This window comes from Pelagibius sp. (genome assembly GCF_028281305.1).
GTDB lineage: Bacteria > Pseudomonadota > Alphaproteobacteria > Kiloniellales > Kiloniellaceae > Pelagibius.
In genome coordinates this window covers 17,901-42,344 of record NZ_JANQKD010000018.1, presented here as the reverse complement: position 1 = coordinate 42,344, position 24,444 = coordinate 17,901, and the positions used below count along the sequence as shown (strand labels likewise).

General features: G+C 63.9%; 22 protein-coding genes, 4 tRNA genes and 1 riboswitch. Of the genes, 11 read left to right on the top strand and 15 right to left on the bottom strand.

Annotation, left to right across the window (positions count from 1 at the left end; genetic code table 11):
• Position 1: 1 nt before the first annotated feature.
• The 12 genes from Q0982_RS05165 to Q0982_RS05110 form a co-directional block, all read right to left on the bottom strand.
• A tRNA-Asp gene (locus Q0982_RS05165) sits at positions 2-78 on the bottom strand.
• Between the two features lie 308 nt (positions 79-386).
• Positions 387-462, bottom strand: a tRNA-Val gene (locus Q0982_RS05160).
• 170 nt (positions 463-632) lie between these two features.
• Positions 633-905, bottom strand: coding sequence for an HU family DNA-binding protein (locus tag Q0982_RS05155; protein WP_299392523.1), 273 nt, complete (start codon positions 903-905; stop codon positions 633-635).
• 195 nt (positions 906-1,100) lie between these two features.
• A complete protein-coding gene (gene lon / locus Q0982_RS05150; protein ID WP_299392521.1) occupies positions 1,101-3,512 on the bottom strand; it encodes an endopeptidase La in 2,412 nt (803 codons plus the stop codon).
• 144 nt (positions 3,513-3,656) lie between these two features.
• Complete coding sequence (gene clpX, locus Q0982_RS05145) at positions 3,657-4,922, bottom strand: ATP-dependent Clp protease ATP-binding subunit ClpX (RefSeq protein WP_299392518.1); 1,266 nt, start codon at positions 4,920-4,922, stop codon at positions 3,657-3,659.
• Positions 4,923-5,185: 263 nt separating this feature from the next.
• On the bottom strand, positions 5,186-5,860 hold the full coding sequence (locus Q0982_RS05140) for an ATP-dependent Clp protease proteolytic subunit (protein WP_299392516.1): 675 nt from the start codon (positions 5,858-5,860) through the stop codon (positions 5,186-5,188).
• Positions 5,861-5,983: 123 nt separating this feature from the next.
• On the bottom strand, positions 5,984-7,456 hold the full coding sequence (gene tig / locus Q0982_RS05135; RefSeq protein WP_299392514.1) for a trigger factor: 1,473 nt from the start codon (positions 7,454-7,456) through the stop codon (positions 5,984-5,986).
• 97 nt (positions 7,457-7,553) lie between these two features.
• Positions 7,554-7,638, bottom strand: a tRNA-Leu gene (locus Q0982_RS05130).
• A 193-nt stretch (positions 7,639-7,831) separates the two neighbouring features.
• Positions 7,832-8,170, bottom strand: a complete 339-nt coding sequence (locus tag Q0982_RS05125; RefSeq protein ID WP_299392512.1) for a hypothetical protein — start codon at positions 8,168-8,170, stop codon at positions 7,832-7,834.
• Positions 8,171-8,284: 114 nt separating this feature from the next.
• Entirely contained in the window at positions 8,285-8,605 is a 321-nt protein-coding gene (locus Q0982_RS05120) for a hypothetical protein (protein WP_299392509.1), read from the bottom strand.
• 113 nt (positions 8,606-8,718) lie between these two features.
• Positions 8,719-10,311, bottom strand: coding sequence for an NAD(P)H-hydrate dehydratase (locus tag Q0982_RS05115; RefSeq protein ID WP_322096955.1), 1,593 nt, complete (start codon positions 10,309-10,311; stop codon positions 8,719-8,721).
• A 1-nt stretch (position 10,312) separates the two neighbouring features.
• Positions 10,313-11,113 carry an HpcH/HpaI aldolase/citrate lyase family protein gene (locus Q0982_RS05110; RefSeq protein ID WP_299392507.1) on the bottom strand — a complete coding sequence of 267 codons (801 nt, stop codon included), beginning with the start codon at positions 11,111-11,113 and terminating at the stop codon, positions 10,313-10,315.
• A gap of 652 nt (positions 11,114-11,765) precedes the next feature.
• On the opposite strand from Q0982_RS05110, the gene Q0982_RS05105 reads away from it, so the two are divergent.
• A complete protein-coding gene (locus Q0982_RS05105) occupies positions 11,766-12,530 on the top strand; it encodes a hypothetical protein (protein ID WP_299392504.1) in 765 nt (254 codons plus the stop codon).
• A gap of 116 nt (positions 12,531-12,646) precedes the next feature.
• Here Q0982_RS05105 and Q0982_RS05100 read toward each other — a convergent pair.
• Positions 12,647-12,723, bottom strand: a tRNA-His gene (locus tag Q0982_RS05100).
• Positions 12,724-13,075: 352 nt separating this feature from the next.
• On the opposite strand from Q0982_RS05100, the gene Q0982_RS05095 reads away from it, so the two are divergent.
• From Q0982_RS05095 to Q0982_RS05075, 5 genes are all read left to right on the top strand, one after another.
• Positions 13,076-14,263, top strand: a complete 1,188-nt coding sequence (locus Q0982_RS05095) for a pyridoxal phosphate-dependent aminotransferase (protein WP_299392502.1) — start codon at positions 13,076-13,078, stop codon at positions 14,261-14,263.
• A 191-nt stretch (positions 14,264-14,454) separates the two neighbouring features.
• Positions 14,455-14,793 carry a P-II family nitrogen regulator gene (locus tag Q0982_RS05090; RefSeq protein WP_299392500.1) on the top strand — a complete coding sequence of 113 codons (339 nt, stop codon included), beginning with the start codon at positions 14,455-14,457 and terminating at the stop codon, positions 14,791-14,793.
• A gap of 92 nt (positions 14,794-14,885) precedes the next feature.
• A complete protein-coding gene (glnA, locus tag Q0982_RS05085; RefSeq protein WP_299392499.1) occupies positions 14,886-16,295 on the top strand; it encodes a type I glutamate--ammonia ligase in 1,410 nt (469 codons plus the stop codon).
• Positions 16,296-16,537: 242 nt separating this feature from the next.
• Complete coding sequence (locus tag Q0982_RS05080; RefSeq protein WP_299392497.1) at positions 16,538-16,759, top strand: hypothetical protein; 222 nt, start codon at positions 16,538-16,540, stop codon at positions 16,757-16,759.
• 346 nt (positions 16,760-17,105) lie between these two features.
• Complete coding sequence (locus Q0982_RS05075; protein ID WP_299392495.1) at positions 17,106-17,735, top strand: transglutaminase-like cysteine peptidase; 630 nt, start codon at positions 17,106-17,108, stop codon at positions 17,733-17,735.
• 30 nt (positions 17,736-17,765) lie between these two features.
• Here the strand turns inward: Q0982_RS05075 and Q0982_RS05070 are convergent, their stop codons facing one another.
• Entirely contained in the window at positions 17,766-18,146 is a 381-nt protein-coding gene (locus Q0982_RS05070) for a hypothetical protein (protein ID WP_299392492.1), read from the bottom strand.
• On the bottom strand, positions 18,143-18,589 hold the full coding sequence (locus tag Q0982_RS05065; RefSeq protein ID WP_299392491.1) for an acyl-CoA thioesterase: 447 nt from the start codon (positions 18,587-18,589) through the stop codon (positions 18,143-18,145). The genes Q0982_RS05070 and Q0982_RS05065 overlap by 4 nt, the downstream gene beginning before the upstream one ends.
• Before the next feature lie 186 nt (positions 18,590-18,775).
• Between Q0982_RS05065 and parE the strand changes: the two genes are divergently transcribed.
• From parE to Q0982_RS05040, 5 genes are all read left to right on the top strand, one after another.
• On the top strand, positions 18,776-20,767 hold the full coding sequence (gene parE / locus Q0982_RS05060) for a DNA topoisomerase IV subunit B (RefSeq protein ID WP_299392489.1): 1,992 nt from the start codon (positions 18,776-18,778) through the stop codon (positions 20,765-20,767).
• Between the two features lie 121 nt (positions 20,768-20,888).
• Positions 20,889-21,109: riboswitch (cobalamin riboswitch) on the top strand.
• A gap of 121 nt (positions 21,110-21,230) precedes the next feature.
• Positions 21,231-21,653, top strand: a complete 423-nt coding sequence (locus Q0982_RS05055; RefSeq protein ID WP_299392488.1) for a DUF1636 family protein — start codon at positions 21,231-21,233, stop codon at positions 21,651-21,653.
• Positions 21,650-22,462 (top strand): ABC transporter ATP-binding protein, encoded by an 813-nt coding sequence (locus tag Q0982_RS05050; protein ID WP_299392486.1) that lies wholly within the window; start codon positions 21,650-21,652, stop codon positions 22,460-22,462. The genes Q0982_RS05055 and Q0982_RS05050 overlap by 4 nt, the downstream gene beginning before the upstream one ends.
• Before the next feature lie 14 nt (positions 22,463-22,476).
• The gene (locus tag Q0982_RS05045; RefSeq protein WP_299392484.1) at positions 22,477-23,424 is read left to right on the top strand and encodes an ABC transporter substrate-binding protein; all 948 of its coding nucleotides are present in this window, start codon (positions 22,477-22,479) and stop codon (positions 23,422-23,424) included.
• A gap of 7 nt (positions 23,425-23,431) precedes the next feature.
• Positions 23,432-24,442: an iron ABC transporter permease gene (locus Q0982_RS05040; protein ID WP_299392482.1), complete on the top strand. Its 1,011-nt coding sequence runs from the start codon at positions 23,432-23,434 to the stop codon at positions 24,440-24,442.
• Positions 24,443-24,444 lie beyond the last annotated feature (2 nt).

The window sequence follows — 24,444 nt, the reverse complement described above, 5'->3', positions numbered from 1 at the left end:
ATGGCGGGAGTGACGGGACTTGAACCCGCGGCCTCCGGCGTGACAGGCCGGCGCTCTAACCAACTGAGCTACACCCCCGTAGCTGGGACGCGGTGATGTACTCCACCGCCCAGCGGGTGTCAAGCAGCGCGAAGCCATGCCGATGCGTATTTTCCCCCTGATTTGCCTAAGGGAATGCGGAACCCGGACGTGACCCTGGGCCAGGGCCGGGAAACCTCCGGTAGCTCGCCCGCCATCCCTTGGCGGCGACTATGCGGCACAAGGTCTTAACGCTTTCGAAAGATTTGCGGCGCCCAGGCGGGAGAGGGCTGCCTGGGCTTGTCCGGGCCCCTGCGGCAAAGGCCGCAAGGGCCGCAGAGGGAGCAGTCGAGGCTCGGGAAAGGTGGTGGTGGGCGGTGACGGGATCGAACCGCCGACACTCGCGGTGTAAACGCGATGCTCTGCCAGCTGAGCTAACCGCCCGAAGAAACTGTGGCAGCGCCGCTGCCCGATCCGAAGGCCGCGGCCCTGCAGGCTTCGACTTCCGCTGCCCTGCCGGAAACCCAGGGTCGCGGCAGGAGCCCAAAATAGCACCGGCCGCCTCCGATGCAAGCGGGGCGGCCGGCAGCTTTTCGCAAGCTTGTGCTGGCGGTTTAGTTCACCGCGTCTTTCAGGCCCTTACCGGCCTTGAACTTCGGCTGCATGGACGCAGCAATCTGAATCGGCTCACCGGTGCGCGGGTTGCGCCCCTGAGAAGCAGCGCGCTTCGTCACGGTAAAGGTGCCAAAGCCGACGAGGCGCACCTCGTTGCCGGACTTCAAAGACTCGGTGATTGCATCGAAGACGCCATCGACCGACTTCGTCGCATCAGCCTTCGACAGACCCGTCTTATCCGCGACAACTGCTACCAGATCATTCTTGTTCACGTGGACCCCCTTCTAAACAGTAGGGATTAGGAAGTGCAGAGAGATAAAGAAAACCGCTCCGAGGAGGCCCAAATTGTAGATCGCTAAATCAGACACAGTCAACGTGAGAAGCGCAGAAATGCAGGGGTTTTAGCCGGTTTTGAGCTAAAGAACCCCCACAAATCAGCAAACGAATCGGCGATTTCCGAGTCGCGTCTAGTGTGTCACGACGCCCGAGCGACCGCCCTCGCCTTCCGGCGCCCGAGTCGCGCCAACGTCCTCGTCCGATTCGTTCCATTCGATCGGCGTGAGTTTTTCGACCAGCGCACGTTCCAGCACTTCGTCGACAGTCGAGGTCGGAATGATCTCCATACCGCGCTTGACGTTGTCGGGAATGTCGGCGAGATCCTTCTCGTTCTCCTTGGGAATGAGAACGGTTTTGATGTTGGCGCGCAGAGCCGCCAGCAGCTTTTCCTTCAAGCCGCCGATCGGCAGCACGCGCCCGCGCAAGGTGACTTCGCCGGTCATGGCGACATCGCGGCGCACCGCGTTGCCGGTAAGCACCGACACGATCGCCGTCACCATGGCCACGCCGGCGGAGGGACCGTCCTTCGGCGTCGCGCCTTCGGGCACGTGCACGTGAATATCCTTGCGCTCGAACAGAGTCGGCTTGATGCCGTAATCGACGGCCCGGCTCTTCACATAGGATTCGGCGGCCTGGATCGACTCTTTCATGACGTCGCCCAGCTTGCCGGTCGCCGTCACCTTGCCCTTGCCGGGCAGCGTGACGGCCTCGATCGACAGCAGTTCACCGCCCACCTCCGTCCAGGCCAGACCGGTGGAGACGCCCACCATATCCTCCTGTTCGGCCTCACCGTGGCGATACCGCGGCACACCGGCGAACTTGGCCAGGTTGCGGCGGTTGACCGCGACAACCTTGGTCTTGCCCATGGCGATCTCCTTGACCGCCTTGCGAACCAGACCGGCAATCTCGCGCTCGAGGTTTCTGACCCCGGCCTCCCGGGTGTAGAGGCGGATGAGGTCGCGCAGCGCCTGCTCTGAGATCGACCATTCCTCCGGCTTGATGCCGTGGTCCTTCATCTGCTTGGGAATCAGGTACCGCACCGCGATCTGCGTTTTCTCGTCCTCGGTATAGCCGGGGATGCGGATCACCTCCATGCGGTCGAGCAGCGGACCCGGCATGCGCAGGGTGTTCGCCGTCGTCACGAACATCACGTCGGAGAGGTCGTAGTCGACCTCCAGATAGTGGTCGTTGAAGCTGCTGTTCTGTTCGGGATCGAGCACCTCGAGCAACGCCGAAGAGGGGTCGCCCCGCCAGTCGGCGCCCAGCTTGTCGACCTCGTCGAGCAGGAACAGCGGGTTCGACGACTTCGCCTTCTTCATGCTCTGGATCACCTTGCCCGGCATCGATCCGATGTAGGTGCGGCGGTGACCCCGCACCTCGGCCTCGTCGCGCACGCCGCCCAGGCTCATGCGCACGAAGTTGCGCCCCGTTGCCTTGGCGATGGACTTGCCCAGCGAGGTCTTGCCGACGCCCGGCGGTCCGACGAGGCAAAGGATCGGGCCCTTCACCTTCTTCATGCGCTGCTGCACGGCCAGGTACTCAAGGATGCGTTCCTTGACCTTCTCCAGGCCATAGTGGTCGGCGTCCAGGATCTCCTGGGCGTTGTTGATGTCGCGCTTGATCTTGGTGCGCTTCTTCCAGGGGATCGAGAGAATCCAGTCCAGATAGTTGCGCACCACGGTGGCTTCCGCCGACATCGGGCTCATGGAGCGCAGCTTCTTCAGCTCCGCCATAGCCTTTTCGTTGGCTTCCTTCGAGAGCTTCGTGGACTTGATGCGCTCCTCGATCTCGGCCAGTTCGTCACGGCCGTCCTCGCCCTCGCCAAGCTCCTTCTGAATGGCCTTCAACTGCTCATTCAGATAGTACTCGCGTTGGGTCTTCTCCATCTGCCGCTTGACGCGGTTGCGGATGCGCTTCTCCACCTGCAGGACGCCGATCTCGCCTTCCATGAAGGCATAGACCTTTTCCAGGCGGTCGCTGACGGTCTCGCTTTCCAGCAGCTCCTGCTTCTCGGGAATCTTCAGCGCCAGGTGGGAGGCGACCGTGTCCGCGAGCTTGCTGAAGTCGTCGATCTGATTGATCGACACCAGCACCTCCGGCGGGATCTTCTTGTTCAGCTTGATGTACTGCTCGAACTGCGAAACCACCGTGCGGGCTAATGCGTCCAGCTCGCGGTCGTCGCCGTCGTCGTCCTGGACAATTTCCGCGTGGGCCTGAAAGAAGTCCTCGGTATCCGCGTACTTGGTGATGCGCGCGCGCTGGCCGCCTTCGACCAGCACCTTCACCGTCCCGTCCGGCAGCTTCAGGAGCTGCAGCACGGTGCCGATGGTGCCGACCGAATAGATATCCGGCGGCGTGGGGTCGTCCTGCGCCGCATTCTTCTGCGTGACCAGCAGGATCTGCTTGTCGTCCTTCATCACGTCTTCGAGGGCGCGCACGGATTTGTCGCGGCCGACGAAGAGCGGCACGATCATGTGTGGAAAGACCACGATGTCCCGCAGGGGCAGGACCGGGAAGAGATTGCCGCGGGCGAGTTCCAACATAATACCTCTTATGAGATTACGAGCCGGACAGGGAGGGTTCCGGCAAACACCCAGAATGAACGGAGTCTACCGCATTTCGATTTAAAAATTGTAGATTCTGACCGGGACTTCAAGGCCCGGCATTAACCATGGTAATTCAGGCGCTTAGGCGCTGGTCCCCAGGTCTTCCCGACGATCGGTGTAGATGTAGAGGGGCTTCGCCCGGCCATCCACCACCTCACGGTTGATGACGATCTCCTCGACCCCTTCCAGGCTCGGCAGGTCGTACATCGGATCGAGAAGAATACTCTCCATGATCGAGCGCAGGCCCCGGGCTCCGGTCTTGCGGGCAATGGCCTTGGCGGCAATCGCGCGCAGCGCGTCCTCGGTAAAGTCGACCCGCACATCCTCCATCTCGAACAGCCGCTCGTACTGCTTGACGAGGGCATTCTTCGGCTGGGTCAGGATCTCGATGAGGGCGTCTTCGTCCAGATCCTCAAGGGTCGCCACCACCGGCAGGCGCCCGACGAACTCGGGAATCAGGCCGAACTTCAGCAGATCTTCCGGCTCCACGTCCTTCAGGACCTCGCCCGTGGCGCGGTCGTCGGGGCCGCGGACATCGGCGCCGAAACCGATGGACGTGCCCTTGCCGCGGCCGGCAATCAGCTTGTCCAGGCCGGCAAAGGCGCCGCCGCAGATGAACAGGATATTGGTCGTATCGACCTGCAGGAACTCCTGCTGCGGATGCTTGCGCCCGCCCTGAGGCGGCACCGAAGCTACGGTCCCTTCCATGATCTTCAACAGCGCCTGCTGCACACCCTCGCCCGACACGTCCCGGGTGATCGAGGGGTTGTCCGACTTGCGGCTGATCTTGTCCACTTCGTCGATGTAGACGATGCCGCGCTGCGCGCGCTCGACGTTATAGTCGGCCGACTGCAGCAGCTTTAGGATGATGTTCTCGACGTCCTCGCCGACGTAGCCCGCCTCGGTCAGCGTGGTCGCATCGGCCATGGTGAAAGGCACATCGAGGATCCGAGCCAGGGTCTGAGCCAGCAGGGTCTTGCCGCAGCCGGTCGGCCCGATCAGCAGAATGTTCGACTTCGCCAACTCGACGTCGGCCGATTTCGCGCCATGCGCGAGACGCTTGTAGTGGTTGTGAACCGCAACCGAAAGCACCCGCTTGGCATGCGCCTGGCCGATCACGTAGTCGTCGAGGACGGTGCAGATGTCCTGTGGAGTCGGCACGCCGTCGCGCGACTTCACGAGCGTCGTCTTATGCTCCTCGCGGATGATATCCATGCACAACTCGACGCATTCATCGCAGATGAACACGGTCGGTCCGGCAATGAGCTTGCGCACCTCGTGCTGGCTCTTGCCGCAGAAGGAGCAATACAGAGTATTCTTGGAATCGCTGCTGCTAGACTTGGTCATACCGCTTTTCTAGAGGCCAGTTCCGCACGGTGCCATGTTAGTCAAACGCCCCGTGCCCGCACAACGACAAAAACCAGCCCTGCCGGCTTCCTCGTACGTGCCGCCCGGCTTTCCGCCAACACGACAATTTGAGCCTAATTGTCAGGGCTCAACAATCCCTTAATGAAAAGGTTAACGTCCCTTCGCGCACCAACAATTTTGCCGATCCCGGCCGGACCAGGGGTCCGGTCTTTCCGGGGATGCCGGCGCGCGGGGCCGCGCCCCTAGTCGATCTTATCGGGATGGGAGGTCGCCTCCAGTTCGTCGCTCGGACGCTGGGAGACCACCTCGTCGATCAGCCCGAATTCCTTGGCCTCTTCCGGCGACATGAAGTTGTCGCGCTCCATCGAGGCCTCGACCGTGGCCAGATCCTGGCCGCAGTGCTTGACGTAGATCTCGTTCAGCCGGCTGCGCGTGCGCAGAATGTCTTCGGCGTGGATCTGGATGTCCGTCACCTGCCCCTGGTAGCCGCCGGAGGGCTGGTGGATCATGATCTTCGAGTTGGGCAGCGCAAAGCGCTTGCCCGCCGCCCCGGCCATCAGCAGCAGCGAGCCGGCGGAGGCGGCCTGGCCGATGCAGACCGTGTGCACGTCCGGGCGCACATACTGCATGGTGTCATACATCGCCAGCCCCGACGTCACGACGCCGCCGGGGGAGTTGATGTAGAAGAAGATGTCCTGGTTCGGGTTCTCGGACTCCAGATAGAGCAGCTGGGCGCAGATCAGGCTCGCCACCGCATCGTGCACCGGCCCGGTCAGAAAGATGATGCGCTCCTTCAACAGGCGCGAGTAGATGTCGTAGGCGCGCTCCCCGCGGCTGGTCTGCTCGACCACCATGGGGACCAGGGTGTTCATCACCGTTTCTTGATGCTTCATGACCGGATCGGACAGATAACTCATGGACCTTCCTCTGATGCGGGTGCGCCTCGGCGCAGCATGAACTCACTTGGGGTCGGCGGGCTGTGACGACAAGCTCACGGCGGGGCGGCGGCGATGCCGGCCCTGCCGCCCGCAGGCCCCGCCTTAAGAGGGTTCCTCGTCTTCCTTCGCCTCGTCGGCCGCATCCTGCGTTTCGGTTTTCTTGGCTTTGCTTTGGGATTTCTTCTGGGCCTTCCCGGCTGCCTTCTTGGCGGGCTTCTTTGCCTCTTCGGCCTGCTTCTCGGCCGCGGCGGCGTCTTTTTCCTCCTCCTCGCGCAGCTGTTCGGGCGAAACCTCCCGCTCCGTGACCTTTGCCAGATCGATGATGAAGTCGATCACCTTGTCTTCAAACAGCGGCGCGCGAAGCTGGGCCAGCGCTTCCGGGTTTGCCTTGTAGAACTCCAGCACCTGCTGCTCCTGCCCGGGATGGCGCTGGGCCTCCTGGAACAGAGCGCGGTTCACCTCTTCCTGGGCGACATCGATCTGATTGAGGCGGCCGACCTCGGACAGCAACAGACCAAGCCGGACGCGCCGCTCGGCGATGGTCCGGTACTCGCCTTTGATGGCGTCCTCGTCCTTGCCTTCGTCGTCCGGATCGACGTTGCCCTTTTCGCGGTCCGCCTCGACCTGGCGCCAGATCGCTTCGAATTCCAGATCGACCATGCTCTCCGGCACGCCGAAGTCGTGCGAGTCGGCGAGCTGGTCCAGGATCTGCCGCTTCAGGCGCATGCGCGAGAGACCTTCGTAGTCGGCACCCAGGCGCTCTTTCACCTTGTCACGCAGGTCCTCGACACTCTCCGCGCCCATGGACTTGGCGAGTTCGTCGTTCATCTCCGCCGGCACGGCCTCGCGGATTTCCTTGATGGTGCACTGGAAGACCGCCGGCTGGCCCGCCAGCTTCTCGTTACCGTAGGCCTCTGGAAAGGTCACGTTGACCTCGCGGGTCTCGCCGGCCTCGGTCCCGATCAGCTGATCCTCGAAGCCCTCGATAAAGCTGCTGGACCCCAGTTCCAGATGATGATCATCGGCAGCCATCCCGGGCAGCGCCTCGCCATGGACCGTGCCCTTGAAGTCCAGCACCAGAATGTCGCCCGCCTCCGCCTTGCGCGGCGTCTCCAGGGGCTTGGACTCCTTGCGCGCCGCAGCCAGCCGCTCCATGGCCGCCTCGAGATCCCCGTCCGGAACCGCAACGCGCAGCCGCTCCAGTTCGATCGTCGAGAAGTCCATCGGCTCGATCTCGGGCAGCAGCTCGATGGCCATGCTGTATTCCAGGTCCTTGCCATCATCGAAGGACACGATTTCGATCTTCGGCTGAACGGCAGGGCGCAGTCCCCGCTCGTTGAGCGCCTGGGCCGAGGAATCGGTCACGGCACGTTCCAGTACCTCGCCCATCACCGAGGGCCCGTAGCGCTGTTTGAGGAGCTTGATCGGCGCCTTACCCGGACGGAACCCGGGGATCTTGACCCGCGCGCTCAGCTCCCGAAGCCGCGCTTCAACTTTCTCGCCTATCTCTTTGGCGCCAATGACAACTTTGAAGTCGCGCTTCAAGCCTTCGCTGCTTACTTCCGTGACCTGCATAATCGGCTAGGCCTTTCCGAGCCTTGTCTTGAGGGGATAAATCCGAGAGGCGCCCGACGTGCCAGGCGGGGCAGTCTTACTCGCCGCCTCCAGCTGCTGGTGCGGGCGGAGGGACTCGAACCCCCACGGATCGCTCCACTGGTACCTAAAACCAGCGCGTCTACCAGTTCCGCCACGCCCGCGCTTTCCGCGGATCGCCGATGTATATCATCGTAGCCGGTCACGCAATAGCAAGCGCACCCCCCCGGCCACACAAAGGGGTGAGATATCCGCCGCTTCGGCGGTGGTGACGGCACCGGAAGGGCGATGTGGAGCAGGCTGATGGTTCGACGGGTGAAACCGGCACCGATAAACCGAAAGCCGGTTGAGGAGGAGCTAGGACTTGATGGGTTCGCAGAAGTGCTCGACGAAGGTCTTCATGCCCAGCACCCGCGGCCCGTCCTCGAAGGGCCGGTGGCCCGGCTGATCGATGCGCAGGTCGTAGCGCACATGCGGCATGCCGAGGATTTCGCAGAGCCCGATGACCGTCGCGGTCTCAGAACGGCCGCTGCCGTCGCTGTGACGGAAGATACGCCCCGCCTTGACGCTGTCCGGATTGGTGCCGCGACGCGAAAACAGGCCCCGCCGATCGCCCCCCAGCGCTCCGGAGAGCTGCTGCCAGAGACTGTTCGGACGAGCCGTCGTCGAGGTCTTATCCTGCCGCGTCGTAAGCATGTAAGGCAGATTAGAGCTAAATCTTTGACGTAGGATTAATGTCGCTCGCAGGCAGCCTTGCGGCATTTGGAACCGCCCGGGCTGATCTCATCAGGCCGATCCCAAGCCCTACCGCTAGGCGTCGTGCTTGACCTTGGTTTTGGCGCCTTTGTCGGCTTTGGGCTGTTCCGCGCTGCCGGCCTCGCCGCCGATCGACTCGCGGAAGCGTTCCGCGAAGCTTTCCAGCCCCAGGGTGCGGCGCTCTTCATACTTGGCGAGCCGGGCGCGCTCGACGGAGACCTCGTAGGTCACGTGCGGAATGCCGAGGGCATCGCGCCCCACGTCGATCACCCGCGCGGTTTCGACGATGTTGCCTTCATGGGCGCGCTTGTAGACGCTGCCGACCTTGATCTCGTCGGTGCGTGCCGGTTGTTTGAACCAATGCGCTGCAAGCATGATCTCAATACCTTTTCAATCAAGGCCACCCCCCGATAAGGCCAATCCTTGACCGTATTAAACCCTATAGTGCGCCCGCAGCCGTGAAGTTTTCGTTAACGAATGAGTCCGAACTATCTCAAATTATTGGATAAATCCCAACGATCCACAGCCGGCGAGGCACTGTAGAGCTCTCCCATCACATCCGGCAGCGCATCAGGCAGGTCTTCGGCGATCATGCCCGGGCCGAAAGTGGAGGCCGCCGCCGCGTGCAACCATACGGCGGCACTGGCTGCCATCACCGGCGCCATGCCTTGGGCCAGCAGGCCGGTAATCAGGCCGGCGAGAACATCGCCCGTGCCGGCCGTTGCCAGCCATGGCGGCGCAGCGCCGTTGATGACGGCCGGGCCCTCCGGCGCTGCCACGACGCTGTCGGGACCCTTCAAGACCACGACCGCGCCGCTGCGCGCCGCCGCTGCGCTGGCCCGCTCGAGCCGATTGCCCGCGAGGTCGGGGAACAGGCGGTGAAACTCCCCATCGTGCGGGGTCAGGACGGCAGCGCCGGCCGAGCCCCCGACAGCCGCAAACAGCCGCTCTGCCCTGCCCTCGAAGGATGACAGGGCATCTGCGTCCAGCACGACCGCGCGGCCCGCGGGCGCGCTCTCCAGCGCCAGCAGCGCGCGATCCGCGGTGTCCTGTGACACCCCGTTACCGGGCCCCAAAAGCACGGCATTTTTCCTCGGATCCGCCAGGATATCGGCGAAGTCCGCGGGATCGGTCAGCGGTTGCGTGATGACAGACGGGTTGGCCAGGGCATAGATCGGCAGGCTGTCCGGCGAGCATACAACCGTAACCAGACCGGCACCGACCCTGAGCGCGGCACGCGAGGCCAGTTGCGCTGCTCCGGTCATGCGCGCGCCGCCACAAATCACCGCATGGCCCGCCTGGTACTTGTGCGCCTCCGCTTTGCGCCAAGGAAAGGCGCGCGCCCACAACGCCGGCCCGTTCGCCCGGCAGCGGGGGGCAATGCCGTCGAGGACCGTCGCCGGGATGCCGATGTCGATGACGTGTACGTCTCCGCAGAAAAAGCGTGATGGCACAAGAAGATGTGCCGGCTTTTTGCGAAAGAACGTGATCGTCTCCAGGGCCTGAAAAGCAAGGCCGCCTAAGGGCGTCGCCGTGTCGCCGGCAATCCCGCTCGGCACGTCGACGGCGAAGACCGGCAGGCTGGCGTCCCGGGCCACCGCGGCCAGCTGCGCCGGCACGCCGCTCAGAGGTCGGTCGAGGCCCGCACCGAACAAGGCGTCCACCACCTGGGCCGCATCGTCCAGGCAGGTCTCCTCCAGGGGCTGGACCGCGCCCTCCCAGGCCGCGGCAGCGGTGCCCGCATCCCCGGACAAACGATCTTTCGCGCCTAGAAGCGCAAGACGTACAGGGACGCCGGCAGCCCGCAGATGGCGCGCCGCGACGAAGCCGTCGCCGCCGTTGTTTCCTGGGCCGCAGAGCACGGCGACAGGGCCGTCACCGGCCTCGTTGCGCCGTGCCAGCACCCTCGCCGCCACGCCGGCGCCCGCCCGTTCCATCAGCGGATAACCGCTGCCGATCTCCGCAATCGCAAGGCGGTCGGCCTCGTACATTTCCTGAACTGTCAAAACCTCCGCCGGTTCCCAGAGGTCAGCGTCCCAGGGGCCGTCATTAGCCGCGGCATCCTGACCCGGCAGCATCATCTCAGGCTCCACCGCGCCCCGCCGCCGCCGTCGCGGCGTCTTTGAGTGCGGCGACCCCGGCCAAGGCCCCCTCGCGCAGCAGGAGAACATCGATATCGGCCAGCACCAGATCGTAGCCGGCCCGATAGAGATCGGCGGGAGAGCGCTCTGGTGTCGGAATGCCGCCGAGCAGCCGCCCCTGCGCCTTGGCCGCCCGCTCGGCGTCTGCAATCGCCTCGCGGACCTGGGGGTGATCGGGTTCACCCATGAAGCCCAGGCTGGCGGAAAGATCGAAAGGACCGATGAACAGCATATCCAGCCCCTCGACCGCGGCAATCCCGTCGAGGGCGCCCAGCGCCGCCCGAGTTTCGATCTGGCAGATGACGAGGGTCGATTCGGCGGCATCCCGGACGTAGGCCTGCCAGTCCTGGCCATAGCGCGAGGCACGTACGATCGGCGCCGCCATGCCACGTACGCCCTTGGGCGGATAGTGGCAGGCCGCCACGGCGGCAGCCGCCTCCTTGGCCGAATTGACCGCCGGCACCATGATGCCCTGAGCTCCCCCGTCAAGCAGGCGCTTTACCCAGGCCGCGTCGTTGGCTGGCACACGCACCAAGGGCGTACAGGCGCTTGCCTGCATGGCCCGCATGATGGCGATCGCCGAGGCCGGGTCACCAGGGCCGTGTTCGCAGTCGATCATCGCGCAGTCATAACCCGCCGCCGCCATGATCTCCGCCGCTGCCGGGCTGAACAACTCCGCCCAGAATCCGCAGACGGCCTGTCCCGAGCGCATCCGCGCCTTCAGCGAAGCATCGCCGCTCATCATCCACTCTCCTGCCATCAGTCCCTACCGGCCAACTGGACTCCGGGACCGGTTCCATCGCGGCCCATCATAGTGACACGGCGGCGCCATCCAAGGACCCGCTTCCCGGTCGGCAGCTTGCCAGGAGAATCGACCGCGGCGCCAAGTATTCCGGTGCACCAGTTACTAAGAACCCCAGATTGCACCAGGCGAAGGCGCCCTTTCCCTGAAGGCGCCCAAATCACCGGGCCCCTCCGAAAGAGTTAACTCCAAAAGTCTGAATTCTTTATCTGGTCACAGCGATACCACAGACCTTATTATTGCCACAGAGCACCGACCGAGTACGTGAATCGACTTGGTTGCTCAGATAAATACTCCATTCCTTCCAATTATTATTATCTGAGTCTCAGTAATATTGATTCTGAGAAGCTTTTGTTTCACGTGAAACGCACTCAAAAAATATGGTTTACGAAATATTAAGAGAATTACTTTATTATTTCTTAACGAAAGGTTACCGGGCCCTTCCCCAGACGATCGGATGTGAGCAAGCCGGATTATGGAGCCACACCTGCCTTCGATCCCGCTGAGGACCTGCATTCCTGCAGGCGCCCTTGCGCTTTTGCTTTTTGGTCTGTCACCGGTTCCATCCCAGGCCGCAGGATTGGACCTGGTCATGGAAGACGGCGGGCTTGCCACCGGCGAGCTCTCGGCAAGAGTCAGCCTGGGCCCGGTCACGTTTTCGCTCGAGCATCGCGAGTACCTGGCTTACCTCAACGATGACGAGACGGCGCCGGACGATCCGGTGGCGCGGCGCAGCCGCCTGAACGCAGCCGGGCACTTCCAGGTGCTCAGCGGGTTCGCTCTGCCGGTCAGTTTCAGCGGCGCCTATGATCAGCATGACTCCGGCGAGCAGGCGCTGGACTTCGCGTTTTCCAGCGGCCTGGACCTTCCGGGCCTGCGGTTCGCGGCGGAACTGGAACTCGGCAACAGCTTCGGGGCCGAGGCCGAGCCGACGCAGAACCTGGAGGGTTCACTCTCGATTGGCTTCGACTGGCTGGGTGGGCGCCATTCCGGCCGTCTCGACTACGGCGTCGTGCCCAGGGGGGAAATCGCGGAACTGGCGCTGTCGTCGCAGCTGCCGATCGCGGCAGGGCTGAAAGCTGCCGTCGATCTGATCCATGATCCCACGGATCAGCTTTCCGAAGCCCGCATCGGCCTGGATCAGCGCCAGGGCCCCTTTGTGCTGTCCACGGAGTTCAGCACCAAAAGCGACGGGGCTTACGCACTCGGTTTCAGCTTCACCGTGGACCTTGCGCCCATCGCCCCGGCGCCGGAGCTGCGCCTTTCGACCTTACTGGCGAACCTGCGCGAGAACGTCCGCCGTGAAGTCGTCTCCGACAGCTTCGGCCTGCTTTCGCTCGGCGAAGGCCCCGACTGATCTCTCCCGGCTGATCTCTCCCGACTGATCACACCCGGCTGGCCTCGTCCAAAGCCGGCGTCTTTATCTCCGGGCTGTGTGCGGCCGCAGGAGCTTTCGTCTTTTGGGTGGCGAATTGGGGTGGCTGATGGGACTTGAACCCACGACCTCCTGGACCACAACCAGGCGCTCTAACCAACTGAGCTACAGCCACCACAGCAAGCTGCGCAGGGACATCGACCGGGGCTGGGGTGCGGCTTCGTCGGCACGTCCGTCATCGATCCCTCGTCTCGGATGCGCGTGTTTAAGCCTTTGACTGGGGGGCGTCAAGAGCACCGAAACGGAGCTGAGCCGCCGCTTGCGGCGCGCCACCGCCCTGCCCTGGAGCGATCCCGGAGAGCAGATCCGGGCGATGGAATTGCCGAAGGCGTTCCATCGGCCCGGTGAATCTGCTCTAACTCTCAAAAACAGGGCGGATTCACACGTCTTGCCGGGGCCATGGAGCGGTTCCGCAAGACACGATCCGCTCTGGTCTGCATCGCAAAAGCCAGACAGGAGAAGCGGAGATGCCCAACTTGGCCGCAGCCGTTACAAGGCTGGGAACGGAAAGCGCATTCGAGGTCCTCGCGCGGGCCAAGCATTTGGAACAGCAGGGGAAGTCCATCATAAATCTGGGCATCGGCCAGCCCGACTTCCAGACGCCCGATCATATCGTCGAGGCCGCCGTGAAGGCGCTGCGCGACGGTCATCACGGCTACACCCCGGCCAACGGCATTCTGGAACTGCGCGAAGCGGTCGCGGAGGACCTCGAGCTGCGCCACCGCGTCAGCGTCGACCCGGGCGAGGTTGTGGTGGTTCCCGGCGGCAAGGTCACCATGTTCTTTGCCGTGCTGATGTTCGGCGAACCGGGCGCCGAGATCCTCTATCCGAACCCGGGGTTTCCCATCTACGAGTCGGTGATCAACTTTTCCGGGGCCAAGGCGGTCCCGATCGCCCTGTCGGAGGACAAGGGTTTCGCCTTCTCCGCCGAAGCCGTGCTGGACTCCATTACCCCGCAAACGCGCCTGATCATCATCAACAGCCCGGCCAACCCCACCGGCGGTGTGACCCCGCGCGAGGAGGTGGACCGCCTGGTGGAGGGGCTGAGCACCCACCCGCAGGTCGCGATCCTGTCCGACGAGATCTACAGCCAGATGCTCTATGACGGGCGCGAGCATGTCAGCCTGCTGCAGTACCCGGAGATCCGCGACCGGGTCATCATGCTTGACGGCTGGAGCAAGACCTACGCGATGACCGGCTGGCGGCTCGGATTTGCAGTCTGGCCAGCCGGCCTCGTCGACGTCGCCACGCGCCTGGCCATCAACTGTCATTCCTGCGTCAACGCCGCCGCTCAGTTCGCCGGCCTGGCGGCGCTGCGCGGACCGCAGGACGCCGTCGCCGAGATGATGGCGGCCTTCGACGTACGCCGGCGCGCCATCCACTCTGCCCTCAACGGCATTCCCGGCGTCTCCTGCGTCGAGCCCGCCGGCGCGTTCTATGCCTTCCCCAACATCTCCGGAACCGGCGTGCCGGCAAAGACGCTGGAAGTCGAGCTCCTCGAAGACGCCGGCGTGGCCACCATCGCCGGAACTTCCTTCGGACGCTTCGGCGAAGGCTACCTGCGGCTGTCCTACGCCAACTCCCTGGAAAATATCCGCCTGGCGCTGGACCGCATCCGCCATCACCTCGAGGCCCGCCAGTCCGGCGCAGCCTGATCAGAAAACTCTCATGCTGCCTATTAATTGGGCAGAAAGGCGTCAATTCCCGCACAAGAATTGACGCGTAGGCCAACAAACCCCTGGGTACGGGCTGACCGTCCCCAATTGGCACGCCTCCTGCTTAAGCCGCGGGAGGGCAGAGGTTTGCCGGAACTTGTTCAGCACAGAGAGTGAGGCCCAATCACGCAATGAAAAAGATCGAAGCGATCATCAAACCCTTCAAACTGGACGAGGTGAAGGAAGCTCTTCACGAGGTCGGGATCAAGGGCATCACGGTCACGGAGGCGAAGGGTTTCGGTCGCCAAAAGGGCCATACGGAACTCTACAGAGGGGCGGAGTACGTCGTCGACTTTCTGCCCAAGGTGAAGGTCGAGGTCGTCTTGGAGGACGACTTGGTCGAACGCGCTGTCGAGGCCATCCAGCAGGCCGCACACACCGGCCGCATCGGTGACGGGAAGATTTTCGTCAGCGGTATAGACGAGTCGATCCGCATTCGCACCGGCGAGCGCGGCGCCGCGGCCGTCTAGCTGCAGCAACGCTGTCGGCCCGGGGGTTTCAGAGGGGCCCGGGCGACCGAATCAACAGTCCATCACAAGACTTCAGGAACGGAAGAACATCCATGTCAGACGTCAAATCCATCCTCGAGATGATCAAGGAAAACAATGTCGCCTATGTCGACTACCGCTTCACCGACCCGCGCGGGAAGTGGCAGCATCTGGCGATGCATGTCGACGCCGTCGATGAGGACGCGCTCTCCGAGGGCGTGATGTTCGACGGCTCTTCGATTGCCGGCTGGAAGGCGATCAACGAGTCGGACATGATCCTGCGGCCGGACCTCAGCACCGCGGTCATGGACCCTTTCTCCAACCTGCCGCAGCTGATTCTGTTTTGTAACATCGTCGAGCCTTCGACGGGCCAGCTCTATAACCGCGACCCGCGTTCCACCGCTGTGCGTGCGGAGAACTACCTGAAGGCCTCGGGCATCGGCGACCAGTGCTTCTGGGGGCCGGAGGCCGAGTTCTTCGTGTTCGACGACGTGCGCTTCGATGTCACGCAGAACCAGACCTACTACTTCCTGGATTCAGAGGAAGGTCCCTACAACACCGGCTCGATCTTCGAGAACGGCAACCTGGGCCACCGCCCGGGGATCAAGGGCGGTTACTTCCCGGTCCCGCCGGTGGACTCGGGCATGGACCTGCGCGCCGAGATGCTGAAGGTCATGGGCGAGATGGGTCTGGACGTCGAGAAGCACCACCACGAAGTGGCGCCGTCCCAGCACGAGCTCGGCATCAAGTTCGCGCCGATCGTCCAGGCTGCCGACGCTTTGCAGATCTACAAGTACGTCGTCCATCAGGTCGCCCATCACTACGGCAAGTCCGCGACCTTCATGCCCAAGCCGGTCGCGGAGGACAACGGCTCGGGCATGCATACCCACCAGTCGATCTGGAAGGACGGCAACCCGCTGTTCGCCGGTGACGGCTACGCCGGGCTTTCCGAGACCTGCCTGCACTACATCGGCGGCATCATCAAGCATGCCAAGACGATCAACGCCTTCACCAATCCCTCGACCAACAGCTACAAGCGCTTGATTCCGGGCTTCGAGGCGCCGGTGCTGCTCGCCTACTCGGCGCGCAACCGCTCGGCCTCCTGCCGCATTCCCTATGGCGACAGCCCCAAGGCAAAGCGTGTCGAGGTGCGCTTCCCGGATCCGACGGCCAATCCCTACCTCGCCTTCTCGGCGATGCTGATGGCCGGCCTGGACGGCATCAAGAACAAGATCCACCCGGGCGACCCCATGGACAAGGATCTCTATGATCTGCCCCCCGAGGAGCTGGCTGACGTTCCGACTGTCTGCGGCTCGCTGAGGGAAGCGGTCGAGGCCCTGGAAGCCGATCACGACTTCCTGCTTGCCGGCGACGTCTTCAGCCAGGACCAGATCGCCGGCTACGCCGAGCTCAAATGGGAAGAGGTGTACCAGTTCGAACACGCCCCTCACCCGGTCGAGTTCAAGATGTACTACTCGGTCTGACCGGCCGAGGATGCATCGCCCCACCCGGCGCCTGCATCAAAGCAAAAAAAGGGCCCCGCCGGAAATCCGGCGGGGCCTTCTCTTTGCCCGCGAAGAAGCGAGAAGTTAAAGAACCGTAAAGCCAATCGCGAAATCACAGAACAGCTTTATTTTCACCATATTTCTGCCGCCGAGAGAACACGCCGCAAGCACAAGAAAGACTGTAAGAAACCCGCAGTGATTTACAGTGCGGTAAAACAGAGATGCCCTCAACAACACCGGTTTGGCGCGGCTGCGTCATCGTCTTCTGTCTGACTCTCGGTCTGTTCGCTTTCCCGCGCTCGGCCCAGGTGCCTTGGATCACCACGGCCGAGGCACGCCCCATTCCGCCGCGCATCGCCATCGCGCCGGAACGCCTGAACCTTGCAGTGAGCGAAGGTCGCGCCGCCGTAGAGAGTGCAGACCGCGATGCTATCGGTCCCTGAGGTCCGCCGACGCGGAAGACAGGAACGCAAGCATGGACTGAGGTTGGCCAACAAGCGCCTCGGACCGCGACGCGCATAGCCAGCTTTCATCGAGAACGGATGCCATGCGCTGTCGCCGGCCCGGCGGCAGGCAGCCGCGCGCGGCCGTCAGAACGTTGGAATATTTATTAAGTAAAAATGAATGAAGACTGTGAATTAACTGTTAAAAACTAAGGAAGTATTAATTTATTCCGGAAATCACTTCTTTCTTTTTTTGATATCATAAAAACAACTTCAATATCGCACGCCCGTAGCACAGTAATTCTCTTACAACTCCGGCAATCGCAATTCCGACCCGGAGTTCACTGTGACACCCCAGACGTCGCTCTCCAGCCCTGCCACGCAGCTTCGCCGACGACAGTTCCTCGGCGTGCTTGGCGGGCTGGCCGCGAGTTGCATGCTGCCTTCAGAAAGCAGTGCCAACCTCACCACCCTGCCGCCGCCGCTGCCATTGTCGACTGCCATGCGCGAAAGCGGCTTCCGGGCCGCCCCGGTCGCCTGGCTGAAGCTGATCGAGCAGCATCCGGATCTGGACCCGGCGGCCCACCCCTTTGCATCGATGACCTTGACGCCGGAACGTGAGGCCCAGCTCTGGCAGGTGCACCAGCAGGTAAACCGTCTCATCCGCTTTCGCCCGGACGGTCCGGACCGCTGGCAGCTTGTGCATTCCGAGGGCGATTGCGAGGACTACGCCATCCGCAAGCTGCATATGCTCTGCAGCGACCACGGCTGGCCGCGCTCGGCTCTCACCCTCGCCGCCTGCCACATCGAGAACGGGCAGGGTCATGCCGTGCTTCTCGTTCACACCACCCAGGGCGTCTATGCGCTCGACAACCGCCGCCGCCGCGTCGAGCCCTGGCATCGCCTGCCATACAAGTGGATCGCACGCGAGGAACCGGGCGCCCCCTTCGGCCTGTGGCGCAAACTGAGCGCCTGATCTGACCGGAACCCGGCAGAGGCGAAGCGGTCAACGCGGCAGGGGTACGCTCAGTTCCGCGCCGCCGTTGCCGTGGACCGAGTCATGCGCACGGATGGTCACCGTATCGACATCCTCGGGGATAATCACGCCGCCGAGGGAGCGGGTGAAAGGCTGCTCGTTTTCATGCGGATGCAGCAAGACCCGCGTCCCCAGCACCCGGCCGTCCGGTGCCACCACTTCCCAGCGGTCGGCGTAGTGGTCCCAGCCCTCGTCGGCATGAGCGACGGTGACCCGGAAGCGCCAGCTGCCGTCGCCTTCCTGCACGGCCTCGGCGGCGACCACATCGGCCTCCCCGGCAGCCGCCTGCCCGAGCCCGCCCAGAAGCAAAACGGTCGCCAGAGTTAGTTTTGCCACGTTCGAAGTCTTCATGCCGCCGGCTCCTCGCTGGTACGTGTCTCTTCCGCAACATCCGGCGCCGGCGGCACCGGCCGCGGCTGGCCCTGATCGTCGATCGCCACAAAGGTGAACGTGCCCTCGGTCACCTTCACCCGTTCGCTCTGCCGTCCTCTCAGCGCCCAGGCCTCGGTATGGATGGCGATGGAGGTGCGGCCGATCCGGATGATGTCGGCGTAGACGCAGAGCACATCGCCCACGAAGACCGGGCGGTGAAAGGTCATGGCATCGACCGCCACGGTGGCAACGCGTCCGGCCGCCCTGGCGCCGGCGGTGATGCCGCCGGCAATGTCCATCTGCGAGAGCACCCAGCCGCCGAAGATGTCGCCGCTGGGGTTGGCGTCCGCCGGCATGGCGAGGGTCCGCGTCGCCAGATCGCCGCGCGGCTCGTCCGGCTCCTTTCCGCCGCTAGCGGCCATGATCGCAAGACATGGGCTTGTCCCTTCCCTTCGACTCGGCTATCTGGACAACTAGATATCGGGGGTTAACTTCAGGTACCATACTTTATAAGCCGATTCCTTCTGCAGACCAGCGCACCTGCCGCCCGAGGGCCCGGAGCGGTCTTCCGGCGGGTCACGGCCAAGCTTCGCGAACCATAGGCCAAGATGGCAGACCTTTTCCAATCCGCACCTAAGAAATCCGAGCGCAACTACTCGGCCAAGGACATCGAGGTCCTGGAGGGCCTGGAGCCGGTGCGCCGCCGCCCGGGCATGTACATCGGCGGCAGCGACGAAAAGGCCATGCACCACCTGGTCGCCGAGGTGCTGGACAACGCCATGGACGAGGCCGTCGCCGGCCACGCCAGCCGCATCGAGCTGCAGTTGGCGAAGGACAACGTTGTTGTGATCACCGACAACGGCCGCGGCATCCCGGTGGACCCGCATCCGAAGTTCAAGCCGAAGTCGGCACTGGAGGTCATCCTCACCACCCTGCATTCCGGTGCCAAGTTCTCGCAGAAAGCCTACGCGACCTCGGGCGGCCTGCACGGGGTCGGCGTCTCCGTCGTCAACGCGCTCTCCGACGAGCTGGTGATCGAGGTAGCCCGGGACCAGAAGCTCTATACACAGACCTACGCCAAGGGGAAGCCGAAGACCAAGCTCTCCAAAGGCAAGCCGGTCAAGAACCGCCGCGGCACGACGATCCAGTTTCATCCGGACCCGCAGATCTTCGGCAAGGAAGCGCAGTTCCGTCCGGCCCAGCTCTACCGCATGGCGCGTTCAAAGGCCTACCTCTATCGCGGCGTCGAGATCCGCTGGAGCTGCGACAAGAGCCTGATCGAAAAAGGCGACGCGACACCCGAGAAGGACAGCCTGCATTTCCCCAACGGCCTCTCCGACTTTCTCGAAGCGACGCTGCAGAAGCGCAAGACCCTGACCCCCGACCCCTTCGTCGGCGAGGCGGCCTTTCCGGACGAGCAGGGCCGGGTCGAATGGGCAATATCCTGGCCTGCCGACGAAAACGGCTTTCTCAATTCCTACTGCAACACCGTGCCGACGCCGGAGGGTGGCAGCCACGAGTCGGGCCTGCGCTCCGGCCTGCTGAAGAGCCTGAAGGCCTACGGCGAGCTGACGGGCAGCAAGAAGACCGGCCAGGTGAACGCCGAGGATATCCTGGGTGGCGGCTGCGCCATGCTCTCGCTGTTCATCCGCGACCCCCAATTCCAGGGCCAGACCAAGGAAAAACTGGCGACCACGGCGGCGACGCGCCTCGTCGAAACCTCCATCAAGGATCACTTCGATCACTGGCTCTCCGGCCACCCCGAGCGGGCCAAGATGCTGTTGGAGCGCTTCATCGAGCGCGCCGAGGAGCGGCAGCGCCGCCGCCAGGAAAAGGAGCAGAGCCGCAAGACCGCGACCCGCAAGCTGCGGCTGCCCGGCAAGCTCTCCGACTGCAGCCGCAGCCGCGCCGAAGGGACGGAGATCTTCCTGGTCGAGGGCGATTCCGCCGGCGGCTCCGCCAAGCAGGCCCGCTCACGCGAGACCCAGGCGGTGCTGCCGCTGCGCGGCAAGATCCTGAACGTCGCCAGCGCCTCGGCCGACAAGCTGAAGGCCAACCAGGAAATCGCCGACATCTCGCAGGCTCTCGGCTGCGGCACGCGCGCCAACTTCGACGTCGACAAGCTGCGCTACGAGCGCATCGTCATCATGACCGACGCCGATGTCGACGGCGCCCACATCGCATCGCTGCTGATCACCTTCTTTTACCGCGAGATGCCGGGCCTGATCGAAAGCGGCCGCCTCTACCTGGCACAGCCGCCGCTCTACCGCCTGACCCAGGGCAGCGACAGCGTCTATGCCATGGACGATGCCGACAAAGACCGCCTCATGAAGTCCCACTTCAAGGGCCGTGGCAAGATCGACGTCAGCCGCTTCAAGGGTCTGGGCGAGATGCCGGCGCGCCAGTTGAAGGAAACCACCATGGACCCCGCCAAGCGCACCCTGCTGCGGGTCACCATCGCCGGCAAGAAGGACAAGAGCCCGGCGGCCGAGGACAAGAAGGCCGCCGATATGATCGAGCGCCTGATGGGCCGCAAGCCCGAGGCGCGCTTCGCCTTCATCCAGGAAAACGCCCGCTTCGTCGCCGATCTGGACGTCTGAGCCGGCCGCACTCCTCGGGCACCCTAAGAGCCACAACGCATCGCCGGCGCGGGATGGACGGTATCGGCTGGGGGCGCCCGTCGCTCGCGTTGCAATTCGATTGCAACGGGCCACGATCTACCGCACAGTGCGCGGCGATGGTTCTGCTGGCTCTTCAGGGGCCGGCGGATGAAAAGGGAACACGGTGCGGTCTGCTCTTGTAGCGCCAATGCCGTGGCTGCCCCCGCAACTGTAAGCGGCGAGCGAGCACCCGGTAAGGCCACTGATCCGGCAGGATCGGGAAGGCGGGTGCGAAGCGATGAGCCGCGAGCCAGGAGACCTGCCATCGCCGCGTTTGAAACCGGGACGGGGTGTTTCCGAGGGTTGGAATGGCCTACAACACTTACTCTGACATCGCTTGCTCTGGTGGTTGTTCGGGTTTAGCCACCCGGCTTTCGCGCTTGTCCTGAGACACGAGCAGGCCATGGCGACCCCTCCTCAACCATCCGATCAAAGCCACCGTATTGCCGTCTGCACAACCTGCCGGCCCGTGCAGTCGGCTTCTGCGCCCGGATGGGAATTGATCAGGCGGTTGCGGGCCGCCTTGGCGTCTGCTGCCGGCGGCGTGGCACAGCGTTTCTCGGGTTTCGGTATCGCCTGCATGGCCGGCTGCGCCAGGCCCTGCACTGTCGCCTTTCAGGCCAGCGGAAAGGCCACCTACTTGTTCGGCGATATCGATCCGGCCGACGACGTCGGTCCCCTTGTCACCTTTGCGCAGCTTTATGAGACCTCGGCCGATGGTTGGACCCGCTCCGGCGAGCGGCCCCCGGCCCTCGCCGGAAAGACGCTCGCCCGCGTACCCGCCCTCAGCAGGGACGCCAATGCCGACGGAGAAATCGCAACATGATGGATTCACCCGGCAATCCGGTCGTGCTTCAGGCCGAAGGGCTCACCTACCGGGCCGGCACCGGGAATGCCCTTGTGGCGGATGCAAGTGCCACCGTCCGGGCCGGCGACATGGTGGCCATCGCAGGCCCCAACGGTGCTGGCAAGTCGACACTGCTGCGCATGCTGGCCGGCCTGCTGGCCCCGACAAAGGGCTCGCTTCACCTCTGCGGCCGGCCTTTCAACGCCTACGCGCCGCTGGAACGCGCCCGCAGGATTGCCTATGTCGGCCAGTTGGACGAACCGGATCGCCGGCTGACTGTCTATGACTACGTCGCCCTTGGCCGCATCCCGCATAGGGCAAGGGCGTCTCGCACCGAAGATCGGCGGATCGTCGAAGAAGCGATCGCGGACCTGCGACTTACCGGGAAGGAACTGAGCCCGCTCGGGCAGATCTCGGGCGGTGAACTGCAACGGGCCTCGGTGGCACGCGCGCTTTGCCAGCAACCGGATGTCCTGTTTCTGGACGAACCGACCAATCACCTCGACCCCAAAGCCAAAGGGACGCTCCTGTCCCTTCTCTGCGCCCGCGGGATCACCAGCCTCTGCGTACTCCACGAGCTGGCGCTGATCCCCAAGCTTGCCAGCCACACGCTCCTCATGAACCGCGGCCAGGTGGTGGCTGCCGGGCGTACCGCAGACGTGCTGACCGCGCAGGCCGTGCATCAGGTCTTTGGTGTCGACTTCCTCCATCTCGCCCATCCGACCGAGGACCGCGTGGTTTCCGTCCTGGATATTCCGGTCGGCAGCAGTCATTCCGCCTCAAACTGAAGGAAGCTCATTCGATGAAGTACCTCCTGCCCACCCTGCTCAGCCTTGCGGTTGCAGGCACCGCTCAGGCCTTCCCGGTGACGGTCGACAACTGCGGGGAGCCTCTGACTTTCGACAAGCCACCGGAGCGCCTGGTCGTCCACGACATCAATATGTCCGAGATGGCCTTTGTCCTCGGCCTTCAGGACAAGATGGTGGGCGTGACCGGGATCTCCGGCTGGTACAAGACAAGCCCGGAGTTCGAAATCAAAAGGGGCGCAATCCCCGAACTGGCGCCCAAGTATCCGACGGTCGAAACCCTGGTCGCGGCCGCTCCGGATGCCTTCCTTGCCGGCTGGTACTATGGCATGAAGCCCGGTGGGGACGTCACCCCCGACACGCTCGCCCCCCACGGCATCAAGACCCTGATTCTCTCCGAAAGCTGCATTCATCTGAACAAGTCCCAGCCGCCGGCCTCCATGGACCTGCTCTACAAGGACGTCCTGCGTCTGGGCGCGGTCTTCGACAAGACCGCGGAGGCCGAAGCGCTGGTGGCGGGCTGGAAAGCGCAGCTTGCCGACATCACGGCCAAGATCGGCGACGCAAAGGGCACCCGGGTGTTCCTCTTCGACTCCGGCGAGGACAAACCCTTCACCGCCGGCAAGTACGCCATCATCAACGCCATGATCGAAGCAGCCGGCGGCGTTAACGTCATGGGCGACATGGAAACCAGTTGGGGGCGATCGTCGTGGGAAGCCGTTGCTGCGGCCAACCCGCAGTTTCTGATCTTGCTCGACTATCAGCAGGGCACCGGTGCCGAAGGCCTTCTCGACTGGCTGAAGTCCCACCCGGCCATGAAGGAAACCGATGCGGTCAAGGCCGAACGCTTCGTGGCGCTGCGCTATGAGGAGCTGACGCCCGGCCCGGCAAACATCGCCGCCATCGCCAAGATTGCGGAGGCGATGAACCCCAAAGCCTTCTGATCGGCTTGTGTTCCGTCTGTCCTTCACGGCCGTAGCGGGGGTGGCGGGGCTTGCCGCCCTCGCGCTGCTGTCGGTCGGCTGGGGGGCCACACCCATCCCCGTCGCTGACCTTCTGGCCGCGTTTGCGCGGGCGCTCGGCCTGGCGGAAAACACAGCCGCAACGCCGGTTGACCGCATCGTCATAGACCTGCGGACACCGCGGGCGCTGCTTGCCATCCTGGTCGGCGGCGGGCTCGGGATGGTGGGCTGCCTGCTGCAGACCGTCACGCGCAACGACCTGGCCGACCCCTTTCTCTTCGGCCTCTCGTCGGGCGCCGCTGCCGGCGCGGTCTTTGTCATTACCGTCACCGGCGACCGGCTCGGCATCTGGACCCTGCCCCTGGCGGCCTTCTGCGGCGGCATGCTGGCGGCGCTGATCGTTCTTGCGCTGGTCCGGCGCATGGGGTTTCAGGGGCCGGAGAAGCTCGTGCTCGCCGGGCTGGCGGTCTCCTTCCTGTTCACCGCGGTGACCAACTACATGGTCTTCGCCGGCGACCAGCGCGCCGCCCACTCCGTCCTGTTCTGGAGCCTCGGCGGCCTCGGCCTGGCGCGTTGGGAGAACCTTCCCCTCGTGCTCTTTGGGTTCACCGCACTCCTGGTCTTCGCTGTGGCCCGCCACCGTCATCTGGACGCCCTTCTGGGCGGTGAACTGACGGCGAACAGCCTGGGCGTGAACGCGGACCGCTTTCGCCTGCAGGTCTTTCTGGCCGCCGCCTTCTCGACGGCAATCTTTGTCTCGGTGACCGGTGTCATCGGCTTCGTCGGGCTGATGGTACCGCACATCGCGCGCGCCTTGGTCGGGCCGCTGCACCGTGCCAGTCTGGTGCTCAGCGCGCTTTTTGGGGCGCTGCTCCTGCTGGCCAGCGACATCGTTTCGCGGGTTTTGCTCGCCCCTCAAGAGCTCCCCATCGGGATCGTGACCGCGTCGATCGGCGCAAGCTTCATCGTGGTATTGCTGCTCCAGCGCCGCCTCGCCTGAGC

Excerpts from the sequence above, each read along its gene's own strand:
- Q0982_RS05055 (WP_299392488.1), top strand. The coding sequence starts at position 21,231 with ATGGCGACCCCTCCTCAACCATCCGATCAAAGCCACCGTATTGCCGTC.
- Q0982_RS05065 (WP_299392491.1), bottom strand. The coding sequence starts at position 18,589 with ATGGCCGCTAGCGGCGGAAAGGAGCCGGACGAGCCGCGCGGCGATCTG.
- clpX (WP_299392518.1), bottom strand. The coding sequence starts at position 4,922 with ATGACCAAGTCTAGCAGCAGCGATTCCAAGAATACTCTGTATTGCTCC.
- Q0982_RS05105 (WP_299392504.1), top strand. The coding sequence starts at position 11,766 with ATGGAAGACGGCGGGCTTGCCACCGGCGAGCTCTCGGCAAGAGTCAGC.
- parE (WP_299392489.1), top strand. The coding sequence starts at position 18,776 with ATGGCAGACCTTTTCCAATCCGCACCTAAGAAATCCGAGCGCAACTAC.
- Q0982_RS05115 (WP_322096955.1), bottom strand. The coding sequence starts at position 10,311 with ATGATGCTGCCGGGTCAGGATGCCGCGGCTAATGACGGCCCCTGGGAC.
- Q0982_RS05095 (WP_299392502.1), top strand. The coding sequence starts at position 13,076 with ATGCCCAACTTGGCCGCAGCCGTTACAAGGCTGGGAACGGAAAGCGCA.
- glnA (WP_299392499.1), top strand. The coding sequence starts at position 14,886 with ATGTCAGACGTCAAATCCATCCTCGAGATGATCAAGGAAAACAATGTC.
- Q0982_RS05090 (WP_299392500.1), top strand. The coding sequence starts at position 14,455 with ATGAAAAAGATCGAAGCGATCATCAAACCCTTCAAACTGGACGAGGTG.
- lon (WP_299392521.1), bottom strand. The coding sequence starts at position 3,512 with ATGTTGGAACTCGCCCGCGGCAATCTCTTCCCGGTCCTGCCCCTGCGG.
- Q0982_RS05110 (WP_299392507.1), bottom strand. The coding sequence starts at position 11,113 with ATGAGCGGCGATGCTTCGCTGAAGGCGCGGATGCGCTCGGGACAGGCC.
- Q0982_RS05125 (WP_299392512.1), bottom strand. The coding sequence starts at position 8,170 with ATGCTTACGACGCGGCAGGATAAGACCTCGACGACGGCTCGTCCGAAC.
- Q0982_RS05050 (WP_299392486.1), top strand. The coding sequence starts at position 21,650 with ATGATGGATTCACCCGGCAATCCGGTCGTGCTTCAGGCCGAAGGGCTC.
- Q0982_RS05140 (WP_299392516.1), bottom strand. The coding sequence starts at position 5,860 with ATGAGTTATCTGTCCGATCCGGTCATGAAGCATCAAGAAACGGTGATG.
- Q0982_RS05070 (WP_299392492.1), bottom strand. The coding sequence starts at position 18,146 with ATGAAGACTTCGAACGTGGCAAAACTAACTCTGGCGACCGTTTTGCTT.
- Q0982_RS05080 (WP_299392497.1), top strand. The coding sequence starts at position 16,538 with ATGCCCTCAACAACACCGGTTTGGCGCGGCTGCGTCATCGTCTTCTGT.
- Q0982_RS05120 (WP_299392509.1), bottom strand. The coding sequence starts at position 8,605 with ATGCTTGCAGCGCATTGGTTCAAACAACCGGCACGCACCGACGAGATC.
- tig (WP_299392514.1), bottom strand. The coding sequence starts at position 7,456 with ATGCAGGTCACGGAAGTAAGCAGCGAAGGCTTGAAGCGCGACTTCAAA.
- Q0982_RS05045 (WP_299392484.1), top strand. The coding sequence starts at position 22,477 with ATGAAGTACCTCCTGCCCACCCTGCTCAGCCTTGCGGTTGCAGGCACC.